The organism is Brevibacillus brevis, assembly GCF_031583145.1.
GTDB lineage: Bacteria > Bacillota > Bacilli > Brevibacillales > Brevibacillaceae > Brevibacillus > Brevibacillus brevis_E.
In genome coordinates, this window is sequence record NZ_CP134050.1 from 5872861 (window position 1) to 5891415 (window position 18555).

The 18555-nt window shown below is 56.2% G+C and carries 17 protein-coding genes and 2 riboswitches; of the genes, 2 read left to right on the plus strand and 15 right to left on the minus strand.

Features of this window, described 5'->3' with window-relative positions; translation table 11 throughout:
- Positions 1-30 precede the first annotated feature (30 nt).
- The 13 genes from RGB73_RS28885 to RGB73_RS28945 all read right to left on the minus strand — a co-directional run bounded on the left by RGB73_RS28885 (position 31) and on the right by RGB73_RS28945 (position 13717).
- On the minus strand, positions 31-1359 hold the full coding sequence (locus RGB73_RS28885) for an ABC transporter substrate-binding protein (protein ID WP_310767031.1): 1329 nt from the start codon (positions 1357-1359) through the stop codon (positions 31-33).
- Between the two features lie 29 nt (positions 1360-1388).
- Complete coding sequence (locus tag RGB73_RS28890; protein ID WP_310767033.1) at positions 1389-2216, minus strand: carbohydrate ABC transporter permease; 828 nt, start codon at positions 2214-2216, stop codon at positions 1389-1391.
- Positions 2217-2244: 28 nt separating this feature from the next.
- A complete protein-coding gene (locus RGB73_RS28895; RefSeq protein ID WP_310767035.1) occupies positions 2245-3201 on the minus strand; it encodes a carbohydrate ABC transporter permease in 957 nt (318 codons plus the stop codon).
- Positions 3201-4268 (minus strand): ABC transporter ATP-binding protein, encoded by a 1068-nt coding sequence (locus RGB73_RS28900; protein WP_310767038.1) that lies wholly within the window; start codon positions 4266-4268, stop codon positions 3201-3203. Before RGB73_RS28900 ends, RGB73_RS28895 begins: the two co-directional genes overlap by 1 nt.
- Before the next feature lie 4 nt (positions 4269-4272).
- Positions 4273-4938 (minus strand): HAD-IA family hydrolase, encoded by a 666-nt coding sequence (locus RGB73_RS28905; protein ID WP_310767039.1) that lies wholly within the window; start codon positions 4936-4938, stop codon positions 4273-4275.
- Positions 4916-5515, minus strand: a complete 600-nt coding sequence (locus RGB73_RS28910) for a glycerol-3-phosphate responsive antiterminator (RefSeq protein ID WP_310767043.1) — start codon at positions 5513-5515, stop codon at positions 4916-4918. Before RGB73_RS28910 ends, RGB73_RS28905 begins: the two co-directional genes overlap by 23 nt.
- A gap of 320 nt (positions 5516-5835) precedes the next feature.
- Positions 5836-6555, minus strand: a complete 720-nt coding sequence (locus RGB73_RS28915; RefSeq protein WP_310767046.1) for a nucleoside phosphorylase — start codon at positions 6553-6555, stop codon at positions 5836-5838.
- A gap of 1 nt (position 6556) precedes the next feature.
- A complete protein-coding gene (locus RGB73_RS28920) occupies positions 6557-7219 on the minus strand; it encodes a sulfite oxidase-like oxidoreductase (protein ID WP_310767049.1) in 663 nt (220 codons plus the stop codon).
- 44 nt (positions 7220-7263) lie between these two features.
- Entirely contained in the window at positions 7264-8175 is a 912-nt protein-coding gene (locus RGB73_RS28925) for an ABC transporter permease (RefSeq protein WP_310767052.1), read from the minus strand.
- On the minus strand, positions 8162-9232 hold the full coding sequence (locus RGB73_RS28930) for an ABC transporter permease (RefSeq protein ID WP_310767055.1): 1071 nt from the start codon (positions 9230-9232) through the stop codon (positions 8162-8164). Before RGB73_RS28930 ends, RGB73_RS28925 begins: the two co-directional genes overlap by 14 nt.
- On the minus strand, positions 9207-10736 hold the full coding sequence (locus tag RGB73_RS28935; protein WP_310767058.1) for an ABC transporter ATP-binding protein: 1530 nt from the start codon (positions 10734-10736) through the stop codon (positions 9207-9209). Before RGB73_RS28935 ends, RGB73_RS28930 begins: the two co-directional genes overlap by 26 nt.
- 92 nt (positions 10737-10828) lie before the next feature.
- A complete protein-coding gene (locus tag RGB73_RS28940) occupies positions 10829-11860 on the minus strand; it encodes a BMP family lipoprotein (RefSeq protein WP_310767061.1) in 1032 nt (343 codons plus the stop codon).
- Positions 11861-12049: 189 nt separating this feature from the next.
- Positions 12050-12161: riboswitch (SAM riboswitch) on the minus strand.
- Between the two features lie 83 nt (positions 12162-12244).
- Positions 12245-13717, minus strand: coding sequence for a methyl-accepting chemotaxis protein (locus tag RGB73_RS28945; RefSeq protein WP_310767064.1), 1473 nt, complete (start codon positions 13715-13717; stop codon positions 12245-12247).
- A gap of 168 nt (positions 13718-13885) precedes the next feature.
- On the opposite strand from RGB73_RS28945, the gene RGB73_RS28950 reads away from it, so the two are divergent.
- Together RGB73_RS28950 and RGB73_RS28955 are read left to right on the plus strand one after the other, a co-directional pair.
- A complete protein-coding gene (locus RGB73_RS28950) occupies positions 13886-14503 on the plus strand; it encodes a DUF3298 and DUF4163 domain-containing protein (RefSeq protein WP_310767067.1) in 618 nt (205 codons plus the stop codon).
- Positions 14504-14703: 200 nt separating this feature from the next.
- Positions 14704-15141 carry a MarR family winged helix-turn-helix transcriptional regulator gene (locus RGB73_RS28955; protein ID WP_310767069.1) on the plus strand — a complete coding sequence of 146 codons (438 nt, stop codon included), beginning with the start codon at positions 14704-14706 and terminating at the stop codon, positions 15139-15141.
- 79 nt (positions 15142-15220) lie between these two features.
- Here RGB73_RS28955 and RGB73_RS28960 read toward each other — a convergent pair whose 3' ends face one another.
- Positions 15221-16654 carry an NAD(P)/FAD-dependent oxidoreductase gene (locus RGB73_RS28960; protein ID WP_310767073.1) on the minus strand — a complete coding sequence of 478 codons (1434 nt, stop codon included), beginning with the start codon at positions 16652-16654 and terminating at the stop codon, positions 15221-15223.
- A 56-nt stretch (positions 16655-16710) separates the two neighbouring features.
- A riboswitch (purine riboswitch) is annotated at positions 16711-16810 on the minus strand.
- 305 nt (positions 16811-17115) lie between these two features.
- Positions 17116-18525 carry an amino acid permease gene (locus tag RGB73_RS28965; protein WP_310767076.1) on the minus strand — a complete coding sequence of 470 codons (1410 nt, stop codon included), beginning with the start codon at positions 18523-18525 and terminating at the stop codon, positions 17116-17118.
- Between the last annotated feature and the right edge of the window lie 30 nt (positions 18526-18555).

The window sequence follows — 18555 nt, forward strand, 5'->3', positions numbered from 1 at the left end:
GTGGCCTCCCTCTTTCCTGGCGATTTCTGCTTATTTTTTCAGCAGCTTGCTTCCTTTTTCCGTCGCCGATTGCAGCGCTTCATCTACGCTGGCTTGGCCGAGCATGGCACGCTGCAGCTCCTTCTGGATAATGTCCTGCAGCTCTTTGTAACCAGGAGCCATCGGACGCGGATAGCCGTATTGCAGCTGATCTACCGCTACTTTAAAGTTCGGTTCTTTTTCGTAGAAAGCCTTCATCTCCGGAGAATCTACGGCCGCTGTCGTCACAGGCATGTACCCGGATGCGATCGACCAGGAAACCGTCTGCTCCGTGTCTGTCATCCATTTTATGAATTCCCACGCCGCTTTTTTCTCCGCATCCGTCGACTTCGCCAGCATGACGAGGTTGGCGCCTCCCGTCGGCGTACCGAGGTTTTTGTTGGCTGGCAGGAATGCCGCACCCATGTCAAATTTGGCGTTTTTCTTCAACTCCGTCAAAGACCCGGTAGAGGTGAAAATCATGCCCACTTTTTGGTTCAGGAAATCCTGCTCGGCAACGTCCCAGGCATTGTAGTTTTCGCCAGGAGGGTTTTTCATAATGCCCTCTTTCACCATCTTGGACCAGAGCTCAAGCGGTGCCTTGCCCGCTTCGTTGTTGATGGTCAGCTCCTTGCCGTCATCGCTGAGAATGGAGCCTCCGCTTTGGAATACGAGCGCCTCGTAGAACCAGATGTCAACAGGCGTGGAGAAGCCGTAGCGAGTAACTTTGTCGCCTTCCTTTTTCGTCAGCTTTTGCGAGAAGCTGACCAGCTCATCCCACGTTTTCGGGCCGTTCGGATCGAGACCCGCTTCTTTCAGCATGTCCCGGTTGATGTACAAGAGAGGCGTAGAGCGGTTGAACGGCACTGCGTACAATTTGTCTTTCCAGTAGGAGTTTTTCATCAGCCCCGGAATGTACTTCTTCTCGTCTCCATTGGCGTACGGCGTCAAATCCTCCAGCACCTTCGCATCCGCAAACGCGGCGATCGAAGCGATCTCTACCATGGTGACGTCCGGATTGTTGCCCGCCGCGACGGCCGCCAGCACTTTGGAGTGGTTCTCCTGGTACGCTCCCTGGTACGACGGTTTTACGATAATATCCTTATGTGTTTCGTTGAACTTTTTGACCATGTCTTCGATCGTTTTCGCGCGAACCCCGCCCAGCGCATACCAGAAGTCGATGGTCACAGGTCCGTTGCCAGTCGAAGCCGCTGCTGGGGCAGAAGTATTGCCGGTCGCGGATGATTGGTCTTTCGTCGTCGAGCCGCAGCCAGCCAGTACTCCGGACAAGCCGATTGCCAATGCGCAAAGAATGGTTCCTGTCTTTTTCATAGAAAGCATGAGTACGTGTCCTCCCATAAAATCATGTTTTATTTGGATTGGTAGACAAACGCTTGGATGATATGGCGCTGGGCCACAAAGAAAACCACGAGAATCGGCAGGATGAGAATCATATTGCCTGCCATCATGACGTTCCACAGGGTCCCGCCGTCCGACATGTGGAGACTGGAGATTCCGATGGGCAGTGTGCGAGCTTCGTCGCTGTTGGTCATGATCAGCGGCCAGAAGTAGTCGTTCCAGTGATAGATGAAGCTGAACAGCCCAAAGGTGACGAGAACCGGCTTTGCCATCGGCACCATGATCGTCCACATGATCTTCCACTCGGAGGCGTCATCCAGCCGCGCTGCCTCGATCACTTCATCGGGCACCTGCATGAACGCTTGCCGCAGCAGGAAGATTCCGAAAGCGCTGGCGGCGTAAGGCAGGATGAGAGACCACAGAGTATTGACCAGCCCCCAGCCGCTCAGCTGCACGTAAATCGGCAAGAAAATCACCTGTCCGGGGATCATCAGGACAACCAGCACGAGGCCAAACAAGAGATTGCGCCCCGGAAACTTGTAACGGGCGAAGGCGTATGCCGCAGGGACCGCCGTCAAAAATTGCAGGATCAGAATGCCGACCGCCACCAAAATGCTGTTCCACGTATACGTCAGGAACGGGCCGGATTGCCAGGCCTGTGCAAAGTTGCCCCATTCCCACGTCTGCGGCAAGAGCGTCGGGGGAAATTGCCGGACCTCCGCCATCGTCTTGAAGGCGGTGGACGCCATCCACAAAAACGGAAAGACAAACAGGAAGGCGACGATCAACAGCCCGATCCATTCCACTGTCTTGAGGGAAGCCGTACCCACTCGATTCATGCTTTTCCTCCTTTCTCGCTATTGGTCGTCATCGATAATGCACGCGTTTGGACATCACCAGGAAGTGCACGGCGGTCAGGATGGCTACGAGGATCAGCAGAATGACGGAAGCGGCAGAGGCAAGCCCGCCATTGTAAAAGTCCATGCCCTGCTCGTAAATGTAGTAGACCAGCATGTTCGTGCTGTTGATGGGACCTCCCTGGGTCATGATGGCGATCGTGTCAAACGCCTGGAACGATGTAATCGTATTGATGATGAGCAAAAAGAAGATTGTCGGCGAAAGCATCGGGACCGTAATGCGGGTGAGGGTCCGCCACCATGGCGAATGGTCCAGCGCAGCCGCTTCGTAGATATCGCCCGGAATGCTTTGCAGCCCGGCGATGAAAATGAGCGTATTGTACCCGACACCCTTCCAGATGCTGACGATGATCAGAGATAGAAGCGAGCTTTTCGGGTCGGTCAGCCAAGTGTACCCGGGCAGCCCCACCGCTTCCAGCGCTGCATTCAACAGTCCGAACTGCGGGTCCATCAGCCACATCCACAGCATCGAGACGGAGACCAGCGAGATGATGTGAGGGCTGAACACCGTCGCCTGAATTACCCCGTAAATCCTGGCCTTGCGATTCAGCCACAGAGCAAGCAAGAACGAGATCACTAAGCCCAAGCCTACGGTTGCCGCCGTAAATACGGCCGTGTTCCCCAGGACCTGGCGGAAGTCTTTGTCCGCGATCAGGTCGCTGTAGTTTTGCAGTCCGACCCATTCCATTTCGTCCAGATTGATCAAAGACCAATCCTGAAAGCTCAAATAGATGATGGATCCGATCGGATAAAAGAAGAACAGGAGAAAGCAGACCATTGCAGGGGCCAGGTACAGATACGGGCGGAGCCGCGACACGAGAGCAAGCCATGCGGATGGCGTCTCGTCCGCTTCTGTTTTCAACCGGCGTACGCCCGGTAGCGCCTGTGCAGTTGCCGCCTTTCGCATCAGACCACCCCTCCTGCAAGGGTCGAGACATGCTCTCGTCCATTCAGACGGCCCACTCGTTTTCCGCTGGCGCGATCGAAGACGTATATGTCGGGCCGTTCAACAGTGACGGTCACGGACGTTTCAATCTGGATGGTCAGGCTGGTATCGGCTTTGACGATGACCTTTCCTTTTTCCGTGTTCACATGGAACAGCGTTTCCGAACCGAGGATTTCCCTGGAGACGACCTGGCCTTGCGCCGCCCACATATCCAGGGATGTCACCGGGGTGACGGAAGCCGGCAATAAAACGGCCTTTTCCGGGCGGAAGCCCCACAGATGGTCCCCCTTTCCATCCGCCTCTACGATGTTCATCGCCGGCGAGCCGATAAACTGGGCGACGAAGAGATTTTCCGGCTCCTGGTACAAGTCCATCGGGGCGGCCACCTGCATGATGTCACCGTCGTTCATGACGACGATTTGATCGCCCATCGTCATGGCCTCGACCTGGTCGTGAGTCACGTAGATGAACGTGCTGCCCAGCTGCTTGTGCAGGCTCGTCAGCTCGACGCGCATCTGATTGCGCAGCTTCGCGTCCAGATTGGAGAGCGGTTCGTCCATCAGAAACACTTTCGGCTTCTTCACCATCGCGCGCGCCAGAGCCACGCGTTGGCGCTGGCCGCCAGAGAGCTGGGAAGGCTTGCGTTTCAGGTACGAGGTGAGGCCGACGATTTCCGCGATTTCCTCCACGAGCACCTTGCACTCTTTTTTCGAGGTCCCGCGGTTTCTCAGGCCGTAGGCGATGTTGTCATAGACGCTCATCGTCGGGTACAGGGCGTAGTTCTGGAAGACCATCGCCACGTCCCGCTTTCCCGGCGGCAATTGATTGACAGTCTGTTCCCCGATCACGATCTCTCCGGCTGTCGTCGTCTCCAGCCCAGCAATCATCCGCAGCGTGGTCGATTTCCCGCATCCCGAAGGTCCGACCAAGACGGTGAACGATCCATCGGGAACCATCAGGTCGATCCCTTTGACCACCTGCTGGTTTTGAAACGTTTTGGTCACCTGCTTCAGCAGCACTTGTGCCATCTGTTCACGAGCTCCTTCCCTGAATGTGTACAGCCAGCATGTCAGCCACAAACGACTGAAAATCGGCGTAGCGAAAATCGGGAACCACATGGGGCCATTCCTCTGCCCCGTACCATTCCAGGACAACGGAGGTCACCCCCGCTCCGGCGGCAGCCAGCACATCGTACCGGCTGTCCCCGATCATCATCGCTTGCTCCGGGCGTCTGCCCAGCTCTGCGAGCGCCTTTTGGACCGGCTCAGCGGCAGGCTTTCCCCGGGATACATCGTCGACCGTGATCACCGCTGCAAACAGATGGTCAATTCCGGCCAGCTCCAGGCCGGCCACGGCGAATTCCCGCTGCTTGTTGGTGACGATCGCCAGTTCATAACCGGCTTCCCGCAGCTTTTCGAGGCCTTCCCGGACGTAGGGAAACAGCTTCACATGCTGCTCGTGCTGCTCCCGGACGAAAGCGAAATAGCCATCGATCACTTCCCGTTTGTCGGGCAAACCGGCTCCTCCCGCTACCTCTGCGAGGAAGTCGTCGAACGATTCCCCGAAGCGGGCCAAAAGCTCCTGGCGGCTGAAATGACCGGGCGCGTACCGTTCCGCTGTGTGGGCGACCGCATCGATGACCGCATCGCGGCTGTCCAGCAAAGTACCGTCGAGGTCAAACAGTAGAGATTGAATCATGTGCCAAACACTCCTTCCACAATAAGGGACTGCCTACGGATACGGCTGTCGCTCCATGCTGCAAGACTTCCTCCATCTGCTCCCGCTTGCGGATCAGGCCTCCCGCAATGATCGGAGTATCCAGCGCACTCCGGTACTCTTCGATGAACTCAGGCAAGAGACCGGGCATCAGCTCCACGGCATCGGGCTGCGTCTCCACGATGGACTGCAATCCCGATTTGTGCGCGTCGCTATCTACCAAAAAGTGCCGTTGTATGGTCAAGAGTCCTTGCTTTTTCGCCAGCTTGATCAGTGTGTTGCGCGTCGTCACGACTCCGTCGGGCTTGACGTAGTGGGAAAGGAAGGCGATCCCTTCCCGGTCGTGGCTGATTCCCCCGATCCGCTCCAGATGCAGAAATACGGGAATGTGACGGCTTTTGAAAAAATCGACGTACCCCTTGATGACCCCGATATTTCCGACGGAAAGCACGACTGCGCTCAGATCGGCCTCTGCGGCTTTTTCCAAATGCTTCGCTTCCTTGATCGAGGCAATCAGCTTGTACTGGTCGAGTCTTGCGAGGAACTCCTTCTGATGCAATTCATCCGCCTCCTTTGCGCATAGCAAAAAACCCTGCGACACGGCATTGCCAAAGAACTCTCGAGGAAAGTGCTTGGTAAGGCTGTCGGGGGTTTCTCCAGGGCTCCAACCGAGGTAGCTGTTCACTTGTCACTTTGAATGGTACCGTGTCCGCATTAAGGGAACGTGAAGCGGATGTTAAAAAAGGGAAAAGGAAATGTGAATGTCCGATGCGATCTCGATGCTTGGCCGTTTTCACGAAGAACAACAGCGCCTGAACGTAAAAAAAGCCCGCGAACGCAGCCTATCGTCGTCCACGGGCTTTTCGGTTGTCATCCGCTTTACACGGCTACGAGGGCGTCCAGGGCAATCAAAGCTTCCGCCTCGACGGCTTTGGCCAGCGTCTCCGTATGCGGATTGTAGTCCTGCAGCAAATCCGCATCGGCGAATCCGTCGATCGCCAGGATGGCCCCTGCCTTCATTCCCCTGAGCGACGCGATCACGAACAGGGCGGAGTTTTCCATCTCGACGGCGAGCACGCCGGCTTTTTGGTACAGCTTGTGCGGGAATTCCAACACGCCGCTGTAGAACACGTCCAGTGTCAACGTGATTCCTTCGGCGATGGAAAGGCCGCTGTCGCTCGATTGTGCCGCTGCCGCCAAGGCATCTGCCACCCGACGATCCGCGACGGCAGGAAATCCTGGAGGTACGAGCTGGCTGGTGAGCCCGTCTTGGCGGACTGTAGCGGAGCTGATGACGAGACTTCCCGGCTGAATCTCCTGTTGGTACGACCCCGCTGTCCCTACACGAATGACGACCTCCACGCCGCCCTTGGCCAGCTCCTCAAAGCAGACGGCCGCTCCGGGCGAGCCTACTCCGTGGCTGACTACCGCCACCTCCGTACCCTTCCATGCCCCGGCATAGCTGTGGTATTCCCGGTTTTCCGCGAGCTGGCGATGGTTGTCCAGCTTGGACGCGATCCGCGCAGCCCGCTTGGGGTCTCCGCACACGATGACGCGTTTCGGCAATTCCTTTGGATCAATCTTTAGATTCGTCAGCATCTCAATCAAACTCCTTTTTCTCCCACTCGTTTTCAGGGATCGGCAACGCTTCGCCGGAGAACCGCTCTTCCCGGAAAGGATCGCCCCCCATGTGAAAGCCGTTTTGCTCCCAGAAGCCGGGCTGGTTTTCCTGAATGAATTCAAAGCCGCGCAGCCATTTCACGCTTTTCCAGAAATACAGATGGGGGACGACCAGCCGCAGCGGCCAGCCGTGCTTGTCCGTCAAAGGCTCGCCGTCAAAGGAATGGGCCAGAAGCACATCATCCCGGTCGAGATCGCGGAGCGCCAGATTGGTCGTATATCCGTGATCGCCGTGCAGCATGACGTAGGAGCTGCGCGGCGTGACGCCGATCTCCCGCAGAAAATCGCGGAAAAGCACCCCGGTAAACGCGTTGTCGAAGCGCGACCAGCGCGTCACGCAATGAATGTCGCACGTGACGGTCGTCTGCGGCATCTTCATGATTTGCTCGTACGTCAGCATTACTTCCCGGTCGACTTCCCCGAAAACCCGCAGCGTCCATTCTTTCATATCGTATACAGGCACTTCGCCTTCGTGCAGGATCGGAAAACGTTCCGTCAGCACCTGTCCCGGCGGCAAGCGCAAAGCCAATGCCGGATCGACTGCAGGCACCTTCATTCGTTTGATGCGCTCTGCCTTGTCCATTTCGCATTCCTCCTATGTGATCACCCGGTTGTCGGCAAATGAAATCAGCGGGAGCTCTGCTGATTGCTCCCTGCCCGTGATTTTTCCTTTACAAAGAACATCGCCACGATCGTCAGCAAGTACGGCAGCATGGAAGTAAACTGCGTCGGCAAGGAAAAGCCCTGCAAGCGGATACTGAGGGCATCCATCAAGCCGAACAAAAAGCTGGACGCCAGGATTCCCAGCGGGTGGGATTGGCCCATCATCATCGCTACCAGGGCGATAAATCCACGTCCGGCAGTCATCCCTTCCGTAAACATCGTGACTTGTCCCAGCGACAGCTGCGCGCCAGCCAAGCCGCACAGCACGCCGCACATCGAAATCGCCAGCACTTGCAGGCCGGTCACCTTGAGCCCCAGGCTGCGGGCCGCCACCGGATTCAATCCGACCGCCAGCACGCGAAAGCCCGCAACGGTCCGATAAAAGAACAGGTAGAGCAAAATCGCCGCCAGGAAGGCGAGGTAGACCAGCACGGAATGGCCGGAGAAGATGTCTCCCAGAACGGGAATATCTCCGATCACCGGGATGTCCAGCTTGGGCAGCCCGGCCATTTCCTTGTCGTAAAATGCGCCCTTCACTCCGAAAATGGCGCGCAGCGCGAATGTGGTCAGCCCGAGCGCCAAAAAGTTGATCGCTACCCCCACGACGATTTCATTGGCCCGCAGCCCGATCGTCATGTAGGCAAACAGCCAGGAAAACAGCACGCATACCAGCGCCGCGAACAGTACAGCGAGAAACAGGCTGCCCGTGAAGTGATTGCCGACGATGGCTGAAAAGGCACCGACCAATACCAGCCCTTCCAGCCCTACGTTAAAAATGCCTACCCGCGCGCACAGCGCTCCGCCCAATGCAGCCAGGAGGATCGGCGTGACCATCCGGATGGTCGAGCTAATGAGGGACCAATCAAGCAGCTCCATGTGTCTCTCCCCCTTTTGCCTTCCGCTTTTTCCACCAGTCGTAGCTGAACCTCGCGGAAATGAATAAAATCAGCACTGCTTGAATCACACTGGCCAGCTCCAACGGGACTTCCGTATTTCGCTCCACACCCATCGCCCCTGTCTGGAACGCAGCGAGGAGAATGGAAGTGAAGACGATGCCGATCGGATGGGAGCCTGCGAGCAGCGTCGCCATCATCCCCGTCCAGGCGAAGTTGGGCACCGTCAATGCCCCATCCACGAACCGATAGTGCGAACCCAGCACTTCTACCGTCCCGGCAAGGCCAGCCAGACCGCCGCTGGCAAACATCCCGGCCAGCATCACCTTGATCTGGTTAATCCCGCCGTACCGGGCAAAGAACGGATTTTGACCGAGCATTTTGACCTCGTAGCCAAACGGCGTGTAGCGGATGACCCAGAACAGGATCAAAGCGGCCGCGATGGCGAAGAAAAATCCCGCGTGAACGCTCATCCCTGCGAACAGCTTGGGCAGCCACACGCTTTTGTCCAGCATCACGGTCTGGGCGAGCGCAGCCGAGCCGCTTCTGTCGCGGAACGGTTCGGTCACCAGGTAGCTCGCAAACAACACGGCAATATAGTTGAACAGGAGCGTGGAAATGAGCAGCGGGATCCGGAATTTCGCCTCCATATATCCCGCGAGCAGCGACCAAAGCCCGCCTGCTGCGATGCCAGCGACCAGTCCTGCCAGCATCTTGACCACGCCGGGACCCGGCAAATAGATCGCGACCAGCGCAGCACTGACGGCGCCAAGTACCATCTGTCCCTCCGCTCCCATATTGAACACGCCTGCGCGAAACGCCAGGGCGAGCCCCAGCGCGATCAGCATGATCGGTGTCGCGCGCGCCAATGTGGACGTGAAGAAGTAGAAGCTGCCGAAAGCGCCCTTCCACATCTCCTGGTACGTCCCGATGACCGATTCGCCTACCGCCGCGATCACGACCGCTCCGGTCAACAGGCCGATCACGACGGCCAGGATCGGCTGAACCAACGACTTACACAGCTCTCTGACTGCTGCCATGAACGCTTCCTCCTGCCATCAACACGCTGATTTTTTCTTCGGTCGCTTCCGTTCGCGCCAGCTCGCCGGCAATCCGGCCCTTGTACATGACCAAAATCCGGTCCGACAAGGCGAGGATCTCTGACAGCTCGGACGAGACGAGCAAAATGCCGTCGCCGCTGTTCCGCTTTTCGAGCAGCGCCTGGTGAATGTACTCCATCGCCCCGATATCCACCCCGCGAGTCGGTTCGGCAGCAATCAGCAGCGGCGTTTCCTGTCCCAGCTCCCGGGCGACGATCAGCTTTTGCAGGTTTCCGCCTGACAGATTGCCCGCCTGCTCCTGCAGCTCCCGGGAGCCCGTCTTGATCGCAAAGCGTTCTACCCAGCCTCGCACGACCTTGCGGAACGCGTCGCGCAGGATGACACCTCGCCGATAATACTCGGGCTTGCGCTGATAGCCCATCAAGGCATTTTCCTCGACGCTCTCCTGCTTGGCTGTGCCCCACAGGTAGCGGTCTTCGGGAATGTGCGCCATACCTGCCTGGCGTATGGCTTGTACCGACTTGTTGGTCACATCCTTGCCGCCCAGGATGATCCTCCCTCCCTGGACGGGCATCAGGCCGCTGATCGCTTGCAGCAGCTCGGACTGTCCGTTGCCCGACACGCCCGCGATGCCCACGATTTCGCCGTGGTGGACGGAAAAGCTGACCCGATCCAGCAACGTCTGCTTGTCCCGCACCGTCACCTGGTCTACGTGCAGCAGCCGCTCCCCTTCCAACGGGACACGCTGGCTTAGCTGCTCCAGATCCCTGCCCACCATCAGCCGAGCCAGCTCGTCGACACTCGTCTCCTGCCTGGAGACGGTCCCGGTCACCCGCCCACCGCGCAATACCGTGATGCGGTCCGATACCTCCATCACTTCCTGCAGCTTGTGCGTAATCAGGATGACGCTCTTTCCGCCGGCCGCCAGATTGCGGATCGTCTGCAACAGGTCCTTGACCTCCAATGGAGTAAGGACGGCAGTCGGCTCGTCCAGCACGATGATGTCCGCCCCCTGGTACAGCACCTTGAGAATTTCCACCCGCTGCTGCTCGCCGACCGAGCAGGCCGATACCTGCGCCGTCGGATCGATAGGGATCCGGTACTGCTCGCTCAATGCCCGCACCTTTTCCACCGCTTCCTTGCGCCGGAAAAACCCCGCCTGTCTGGGCTCATAGCCGATGACGATATTTTCCGCCACGCTGAATTCCCCGAAGAGCATGAAATGCTGATGCACCATGCCGATTCCGTTGCGAATCGCATCATCCGGACCGCGAAAGGAGACGGGCTTGCCATTTAGCTGGATTTCGCCCGACGTCGGCTGCTCCATTCCGTACAGCATCCGCATCAGCGTCGTCTTGCCCGCGCCGTTTTCCCCGACAATCGCGTGCACTTCGCCCGCCTCGAGGGAAAATGATACCCGGTCGTTGGCGGTAAATTCCCCGTACTTTTTGGTCATGTTCTTCATTTCCAGGCGATGCGCCATTTCCGCTCCTCCTTTTCTGCTGTTGGCGCCCAATACACAAGCGACCGACTACACAGCGGTAGTCGGTCACCTGAATGCACGAGTGCTGCCCGTTATTCAAACGTGTCTGGCACTTTCCGCGTGCCTGCCACGATCTCGTCGTGGATGGCCTTCACCTTGTCCACCACTTCCTGACCGATGAAAGCGTTCAGCGGTGTCTTGCTTTCGTGGGTCACATAGGTGACGCCTACGCCTTTTTCCTTCAAACCGTACGTCACTACGCCCGGCTTCAGGGAGCCTTCCGTGAACGCCTTCACGGTTTCGTATGCGGCTGCATCGGTGCCTTTCAGCTGGGACAGGACGATGTGCTCGGGATCGATTGTCGTGCGGTCTACGTCTTGCCCCGCTGTGTAAAAGCCTTTCTCCTTCGCCGCTTCGAACACGCCCAAATCGCCGACCGCCGCAGCGCCGTTGATGAAGTCGGCGCCTTTGGAAGCCTGTAGCAGAGCCAGCTCTTTCGCTTTTGCCGGGTCGGAGAAGCTGCCTACGTAGTTGACGAGGAACTCAGCCTTCGGATTCGTCGCTTTCAGGCCTTCCTGGAATCCGCCCGTCCACTTTTTCAAGAGCGGAATGTCCATGGCCACCACCATGCCGACTTTGTTTGTTTTGGTTGCCAGACCCGCGGCCGCGCCCATCAGGTATGCGGCTTCCTGCTCTCGGAAGGTAACGCTGCGGACGTTTGGCAAATCGACTACCGTATCGATGATCACAAAGGTTTTGTCCGGATTTTCCGCCGCCACCTTTTTCAGCGCATCCTCCGATTCAAAAGAAGAGGTGATGATCAAGTCGTAATTTTCCGCCACCGCCACGCGCAGGTTTTCTTCTATCGCTCCATGGTCCGTAGACTCGATCGTCTTTACTTCCGCGCCGAACTCCTGGCCGGCTTTTTTGGCTCCTTCGTCCATCTGTTGGAAGAATGGATTGACGCCGATTTTTTCAGGCAAAACCAGGGCGATGCGCTTTTTCGCTGCTCCCTCTTGTCCTGCCGCTTGTCCTTCTGTTTTTTCTGCCGGCGCATTGCCTCCAGCCGAGCAGCCCGCCGCCAAGACGGCGAATGTAGTCAAAGCCAACAACAACTTCTTCATGATGTTCCCCTCTCTACGCTCACTTTATATTCGTTCTTTTCTGCCCACTTATGTAATGTACGGTTTTTTATCAAAAAAATCAACTAAAATTACGTACATTTTATATAAATCGTAATCGAACGTTCGTTATTATGCCCTCTACAAAAAAACTCTTCCCGGCGGAAGAGTTTTGCGCATGCACGTTCCTCTTCCTCATCTTCCAAGACATTCGCTTGTCTTGTAGGAATTGGCACCAATCTGTACTAGGTACAGTGGTTGCCGGGCTTCATCGGGCCAGTCCCTCCGCCACTCTTGATAAGGCAGTAAATCTATTGGATTATAACCCTTTCTATTCTAGCAGAATGCAGAAAAAATGCAATTGTTGTTTCAATTCACACTGTCCCATTATTCGTGAAATGTCTTCTGCAAACGATGTGACAGCGAGCTCAGCTCGCCCAGCTCTTCTGTAATTTCCCGCACCTTCTGGTGTTGGTTTTCTGCCGTGGCAAACAGCTCTTCCAAGCTCGCCACCGATTCTTCCGTTACCGCCGTGATCGTAGACATCTCGCCCGCGACCTCGCTGGAGCGCATTTTTACCTGATCCATGCTGGAGCGTACCTGCTCGGCCGCTTCCAAAAACGTGACCATCCCCGCACGGACCGCCTCAATCGAGGCTACGGTTTGGACGGCCAGCTCCTGGCCCTTGGCCACGGAAGCTTCCCCGTTGCTGATCTGCTTGACGGCATTTTCGCTTTCCTGATGGAGCGATTTCAGGATCTCGGTGATTTCCTGGGTCGCCGTGGCGCTTTGCTCGGCCAGCTTGCGAACTTCGTCAGCCACGACGGCGAATCCGCGCCCGTGCTCGCCTGCCCGCGCCGATTCGATCGCGGCGTTCAGCGCCAGCAAATTCGTCTGCGTAGCGATTTGATTGATCGCTTCCACGATTTCCTCCACACGGTTGGCCTGGCGATTGAGCTGATGGATCGTCGCTGCTGCGACATGGACAGCCTGGACGATCTGCTCCATCTGCGTGGAGAGTTCATTCATCATGCCGATGCTCTGAGCCAGCCGCTGATTGTTCTGGTCGGATTCCTTCTTCATCGCATTCGTCTGTGTGGTCACGACCTCAATTTCCCGGTCGATCGACTGGACTTCCTCCTCGATTTTGACCGTAGAATTGGCCTGCGATTCCATCCCTGTCGCCACTTCCTTGAAGGCGATCATCATTTCGTCGGTGTTGTGCTTGGTTCCTTCCGCGTGCTCGTGCACATGCTCGGTGGTCCGGTCCAGCTGCTCGGTAATCGACCGGATGTGTCCCAGCATCTCTTTCAGCCGCTGCTCTTTTTCCTCCGCTTCCAGACGGGCTGCATCTGCCTTTCGCAAGGATGCTTGTCCCGCCAGGCACAGATACGTCATGGCCGCCATCATCATCACGATGGCTGCGATCCGGACAATCAGATTGATTTCCGTGTAATCGCCCGTAAAGATCTCGTACGTATGCGTGTAAAACCCTACCAATGTTGCGATGATTTGCGCGAAGCCGGTGAACACGACCAGCTTCCAGTCGAGATAGGCTGCCAAAAAACCGATCACGATAAATGCGAGAAAGGCCACTTCCTGATAGGAACTGAAATGGTCGAATGAAATCGCATAATACATGAGTCCGATGGCTACGAGATAACGAATCAACTGGCTGTCCTTGCGAATGAAATAGTAAGGCGAAACGATCAGAGTGACCAGCAGTCCCACTGAGCAAACCATCCAAAAGTTCGCATTCGTTTGGTAAGCTACCAGTCCGGCCATCCATAAATGATTCCATAAGACAAAAATCATGAAGCCTTCCTTGTTGGTCAAGGTGCTCCTCACCAACTGAATCATCCTTGTCCCTCCTTATCTTTCTATTAATATCGGATTCTTTTTCCATTATAGATCGCAAAATCTTCCTGCACCTGTGAAAAATATGCGAACAGCAGAAACCACTTCGCCCACATCCGAATAGGCTGATCTGACAGATCTTTATTTTATGAAAGGAATGGACTAACTACAGTGGAATTGAACCGATTGCCCGTCACCGTGCTGACGCGTACCATCTCCCGCCCGAACACCACGATCCACTATCCGCAATTGTCCGGGCTCGCCAACCAACAGGCCCAGCTGCAAATCAACCGCGCGCTGCTGCGAACCGTTCAGGGCCTCGTCACCGAGCAGCGAAGAGTCCAGGTCCAGGGGAACACCCAAATGCAAGGCAGCTATGAGATCAAGAACAACCAGCGAGGCATCATCAGCGCGACTCTCAGCAACTACGCCTATACGCCGCAAATGGCTCACGGGATGTCGTTTCTCGGATCAGTCTCGGCGGACGTCGATACAGGACAGCTGTACAGCCTCCGCGACTTGTTCAAAACAGGGAGCGATTACATCCGGGTCCTGTCCGACAGCATCAAGCGGCAAATCAAGCAGCGGCACATCCCGACGTTGCAGGATTTTACGACGATCAAGCCGGACCAGGATTTTTATCTCGCAGACAAAACATTGGTGATCTATTTTCAGCTCTATGAAATCACTCCGTATTACGTCGGCTTTCCCATGTTTCCGATCTCAGTGTACGATCTGGAGCCCATCATCAATGAAAAAGGGCCGCTCTCCATCCTGGCAGCCGATTAAGGCTGGGTCGCCAAACGCAAGCAAGCTGATGAGCTTTCGACCATCAGCTTGCTTGCGTATGTGATCGCCGGGAAATTCCGATTTTGGCGCATACAAATAATCATTTACTTATATGGTTGAAGCTGATAGTATTTTATTTGTACATATTTACTTAAGCAAGTGAGGAAATATCGGACCCCTTTCATGGAGGACGGATGCTCATGCAATATTACGGACACCGCATCAGCCAGACGGCACGAGTCTTTAGCAAGAAACTGAACGGATTGCTCTCTCCCCTTGGACTTTACAGCTCCCAATGGGGCATCCTCATGTGCCTGTATTACCGCGATACACTGACGCAGGTGCAGATCAGCAACTATCTCAACGTGGAAGCGCCGACCATTACCCGTACCCTCACCCGCCTGGAGGAAATGGGCTGGATCGTCCGCGCAGAAGGGGAAGACAAGCGCGAGCGCTACGTGTCGCTATCGCCACTCGCCATCGAAAAATTCCCGGAATGGGCAAAGGCAGCCACCTTCCTGGAAAGCGCGGCCTTGCAGGATATTGCCGAAGAAGACTTGGCTACCTTTAACCGCGTCCTGAAGAAAATGAATGAAAATCTGAATAGTCTGCAGACAGCCGCTTCCCTCTCGGAATAAATACGCACAAAAAGGCTTCCACCCCCAGGCACATGCCTTTGGAATGGAAGCCTTTTTCTATTGTCCTGCCGTTTTGGTCCTATTCGAAACGCTTGATCATGCTGCGTGCCATCCAGACGCCCGCCGCGCCCGCTTGCGCCAGCCCGCGTGTGATTCCCGCTCCGTCTCCGCCGCAGAACAGACCTTTGATCTCCGTCTCGAACTCCTCCGTCAGCTTCGGACGGGCGGAGTAAAACTTGGCTTCTACGCCGTAAAATAGGGTGTGTTCCGAGGCAATCCCCGGCGTCACTTTGTCCAGCGCCTCCACCATTTCGATCAGGCTGCGCATCGTATTGTACGGCAGCACCAACCCGAGGTCGCCCGGTACGGCCTCCTTCAGCGTAGGCTCCAGGAAGCCTTCCCGGATCCGGGATTCCGTGGATCGTCTGCCGCGCATGATGTCGCCGTACTTTTGCACGATGACTCCCCCGTTGGACAGGTCGTTGGCCCGTTTGCATATTTCCCGGGCGTACTCGTTTGGCTTGTCAAACGGCTCTGTGAAGGTATGGGAGACGAGCAGCGCAAAGTTGGTATTGGCAGAACCGAGAGCCGGATCCTTGTACGAGTGCCCGTTTGCCGCCATGACCCCGCTGTGGTTTTCCACGACGACGTGGCCGGACGGGTTGCTGCAGAAGGTACGGACACGCGTCCCGACCGTTGTGTTGTAGATGAACTTCCCTTCGTACAGATGCTCGTTGATTTCGCGCATCACCACATCGGAAGTCTCGACGCGCACGCCGACGTCTACCTGGTTGTTGTACATTTTCAGGCGGCGCTTTTTCAGGATGCTCGTCAGCCAGGCCGATCCATCCCTTCCCGGTCCGATCACGACATACTCGCTCCCGTACTCCTCTCCGTTCTTCAGGACGACACCTTTGACCCGATGGCCGTCGGCTTCCTTGACCGTGATGATGTCCTCCACTTCCGTCTTGAACATCATGTCGATCCGCCCTTTGAGATGCTCGAAGATCGATTGCAGGATCTGCAGGTTTTGCTCCGTCCCCAGGTGACGCACCTGCGCGCGCAGCAGCTTCAGACCCGCCGCATAGCCGCGCTGCTCGATGCTTTTGATCGTCTCCGTCGTCGGGTCGGTGATCACTTCCGTCGCTCCGTGCTCCAGATTGATCGAATCCACGTATTTGATCAAGTTCAGCACGGTGGATGGGCTGAGGTAGTCCGTCATCCAGCCGCCGAACTCTGTCGTAATGTTAAATTTCCCGTCGCTGTAAGCACCCGCGCCGCCAAAACCGCTCGTGATCGAGCAGGCCGGCAAGCACCCGGCGAAATCCTTTTTGCCCGCAGGCGGTGGACAGAGCTTGATTTTTTCTTCCAGGATCGGACAGCGGCGGCCGTAGATGTCGTGCCCTTTGTCGATCAGGAGCACCTTGGCTTCCGGCCTTTTCCGCGTCAGCTCATAACACGTAAAAATCCCTGCTGGACCTGCTCCGACCACGATCACGTCATACTTTTTCATGTTCGTTTCCCCCTTGTGAGCATGCAAAAATTCCCGGCCGACGAATAGGGTATGCCAGAAATAGCACCCCCATTCGTAGCCGGGAATTTACGGTTCCCTCTAGAGACCCTCAAACCATATCTTTGAGGATATACGAATTGCAAGCTTCATCGAACCAGTTATGCGACTTTCAACAATTCGTATTCTAGCGGCTAAAATGAATCATGTCAACAATCTTTCACCTGTTTATTCGTATTTACATTTATTTTACACGCGATCAGGCGAAAACGACGTCACTTTCTGCCTAAAAGACGAACATTAAATCCGAACGTTCGTTTTCTCCGAAAATTCCGCCGCAGCTGCCGGCAGGAGAGTCGCATCGCGCCATTCCCGCCTCGCCGACTTCCGCGCCTTCCGATCCTGTAGAAAACTGAAAAACGGCCTTTCCCGTTTCGCCGGGCAGGGCCGTTTTCTTTTCCGCCTTATCCTTGCCTGGTTATATCCGGGCGCTTGTCCCGATGCCGTCCGTAGCGTACGTAGTAGTACAAGTAAAAGACGAGCAACGCGCCGATTCCGTAAAACAGTCCGAACCGCTGAGTCGGATCAAAGATGGGATAGACCATGATGAAGGTGCAGAGCGCCAGGCACAAAATCGGCATGACCGGATAAAACGGGGCCGCGAACTGCAAGTCTTCCACGTTCCCTCCCTCGCGCAAATACCGGCGGCGGAAGTTGAACTGGGACAAGGCGATGCCCATCCACGAGAAGGTGATCGCGATGCCGGACACCGACATCAGCAGCACGTAGACGGTATCGGCGGCCAGCACGCTCGTCAATAGCGACAACAGCGAAAAAGCCAAGGTCATGAGCAAGCTGTTGAGCGGCACCTTCCGTTTTGTGAGTTTTCCGAAAACGGGATGCGCCATGTTGCTGTGCGACAAAGCCCAAAGCAGACGTGTCGCCGCGTACAGGCACGAGTTTCCGACTGACAGGAGCGCCGTTAGTATGACGAAATTCATGAGATCGGCTGCAAAGGGAATCCCGACGGCATCAAAAACCGTAACAAACGGGCTTTCCAGAAGGCCCAGCTGGCTGGACGGAAACAGTGCGGACAAAATAGCTACGGAAGCGACGTAAAAGATAAGGATGCGGAAAATGACGTTGCGGATGGCCCGTGGAATGTTTTTTTGCGGGTTTTCGGTCTCGCCTGCAGCAATTCCGATCAACTCCGAGCCCTGGTAGGAAAAGATTACGTTCATCATGGTGACAAACACGATGCTGATGCCGAACGGGAACAGTCCCCCGTCCGCCGAAAAGTTGGAGAGGTACGGAGCCGGCTTGCCCTCCATGCTGACCAGTCCGAAAATGGCGCCCAGGCCCACGATGATGAAAAAGATGACCGCCACCACCTTGATCCCCGCAAACCAGTACTCGGTCTCGGCAAACCCTTTCGTGGTCAAGGCGTTGAAGCTGAACAGCAAAACGATAAAGACGGCACACCAGATCCAGACTGGCGTGTCCGGAAACCACCGTTGCATCACCATGCCTGCGGCGGTAAATTCCACGCCTGCTGTCGTCGCAGACCCCAGCCAGTACATCCAGCCCAGCGTAAAACCGCTCGCAGGACCGATATATTCAGTCGCGTACGCCTGAAACGAGCCGGTCACCGGCATTTTGACGGAAAGCTCGCCGAGACAGGTCATGACCAGGTACAGGAGCACGCCCCCGAGAATGTAGGCGAGGATCGCTCCCCCCGGCCCGGCTTGGTTGATGGTATAACCCGCATTCAGAAACAGACCCGTCCCGATGACGCCGCCCAGCGAGAGCATGAACAGGTGGCGGCTTTTCATGGAACGCTGCAATTGCTTGTCCTTCTCATTCTCGAGGTGCATACGGTCGCTCCCTTTTCCATCGAATGTGAA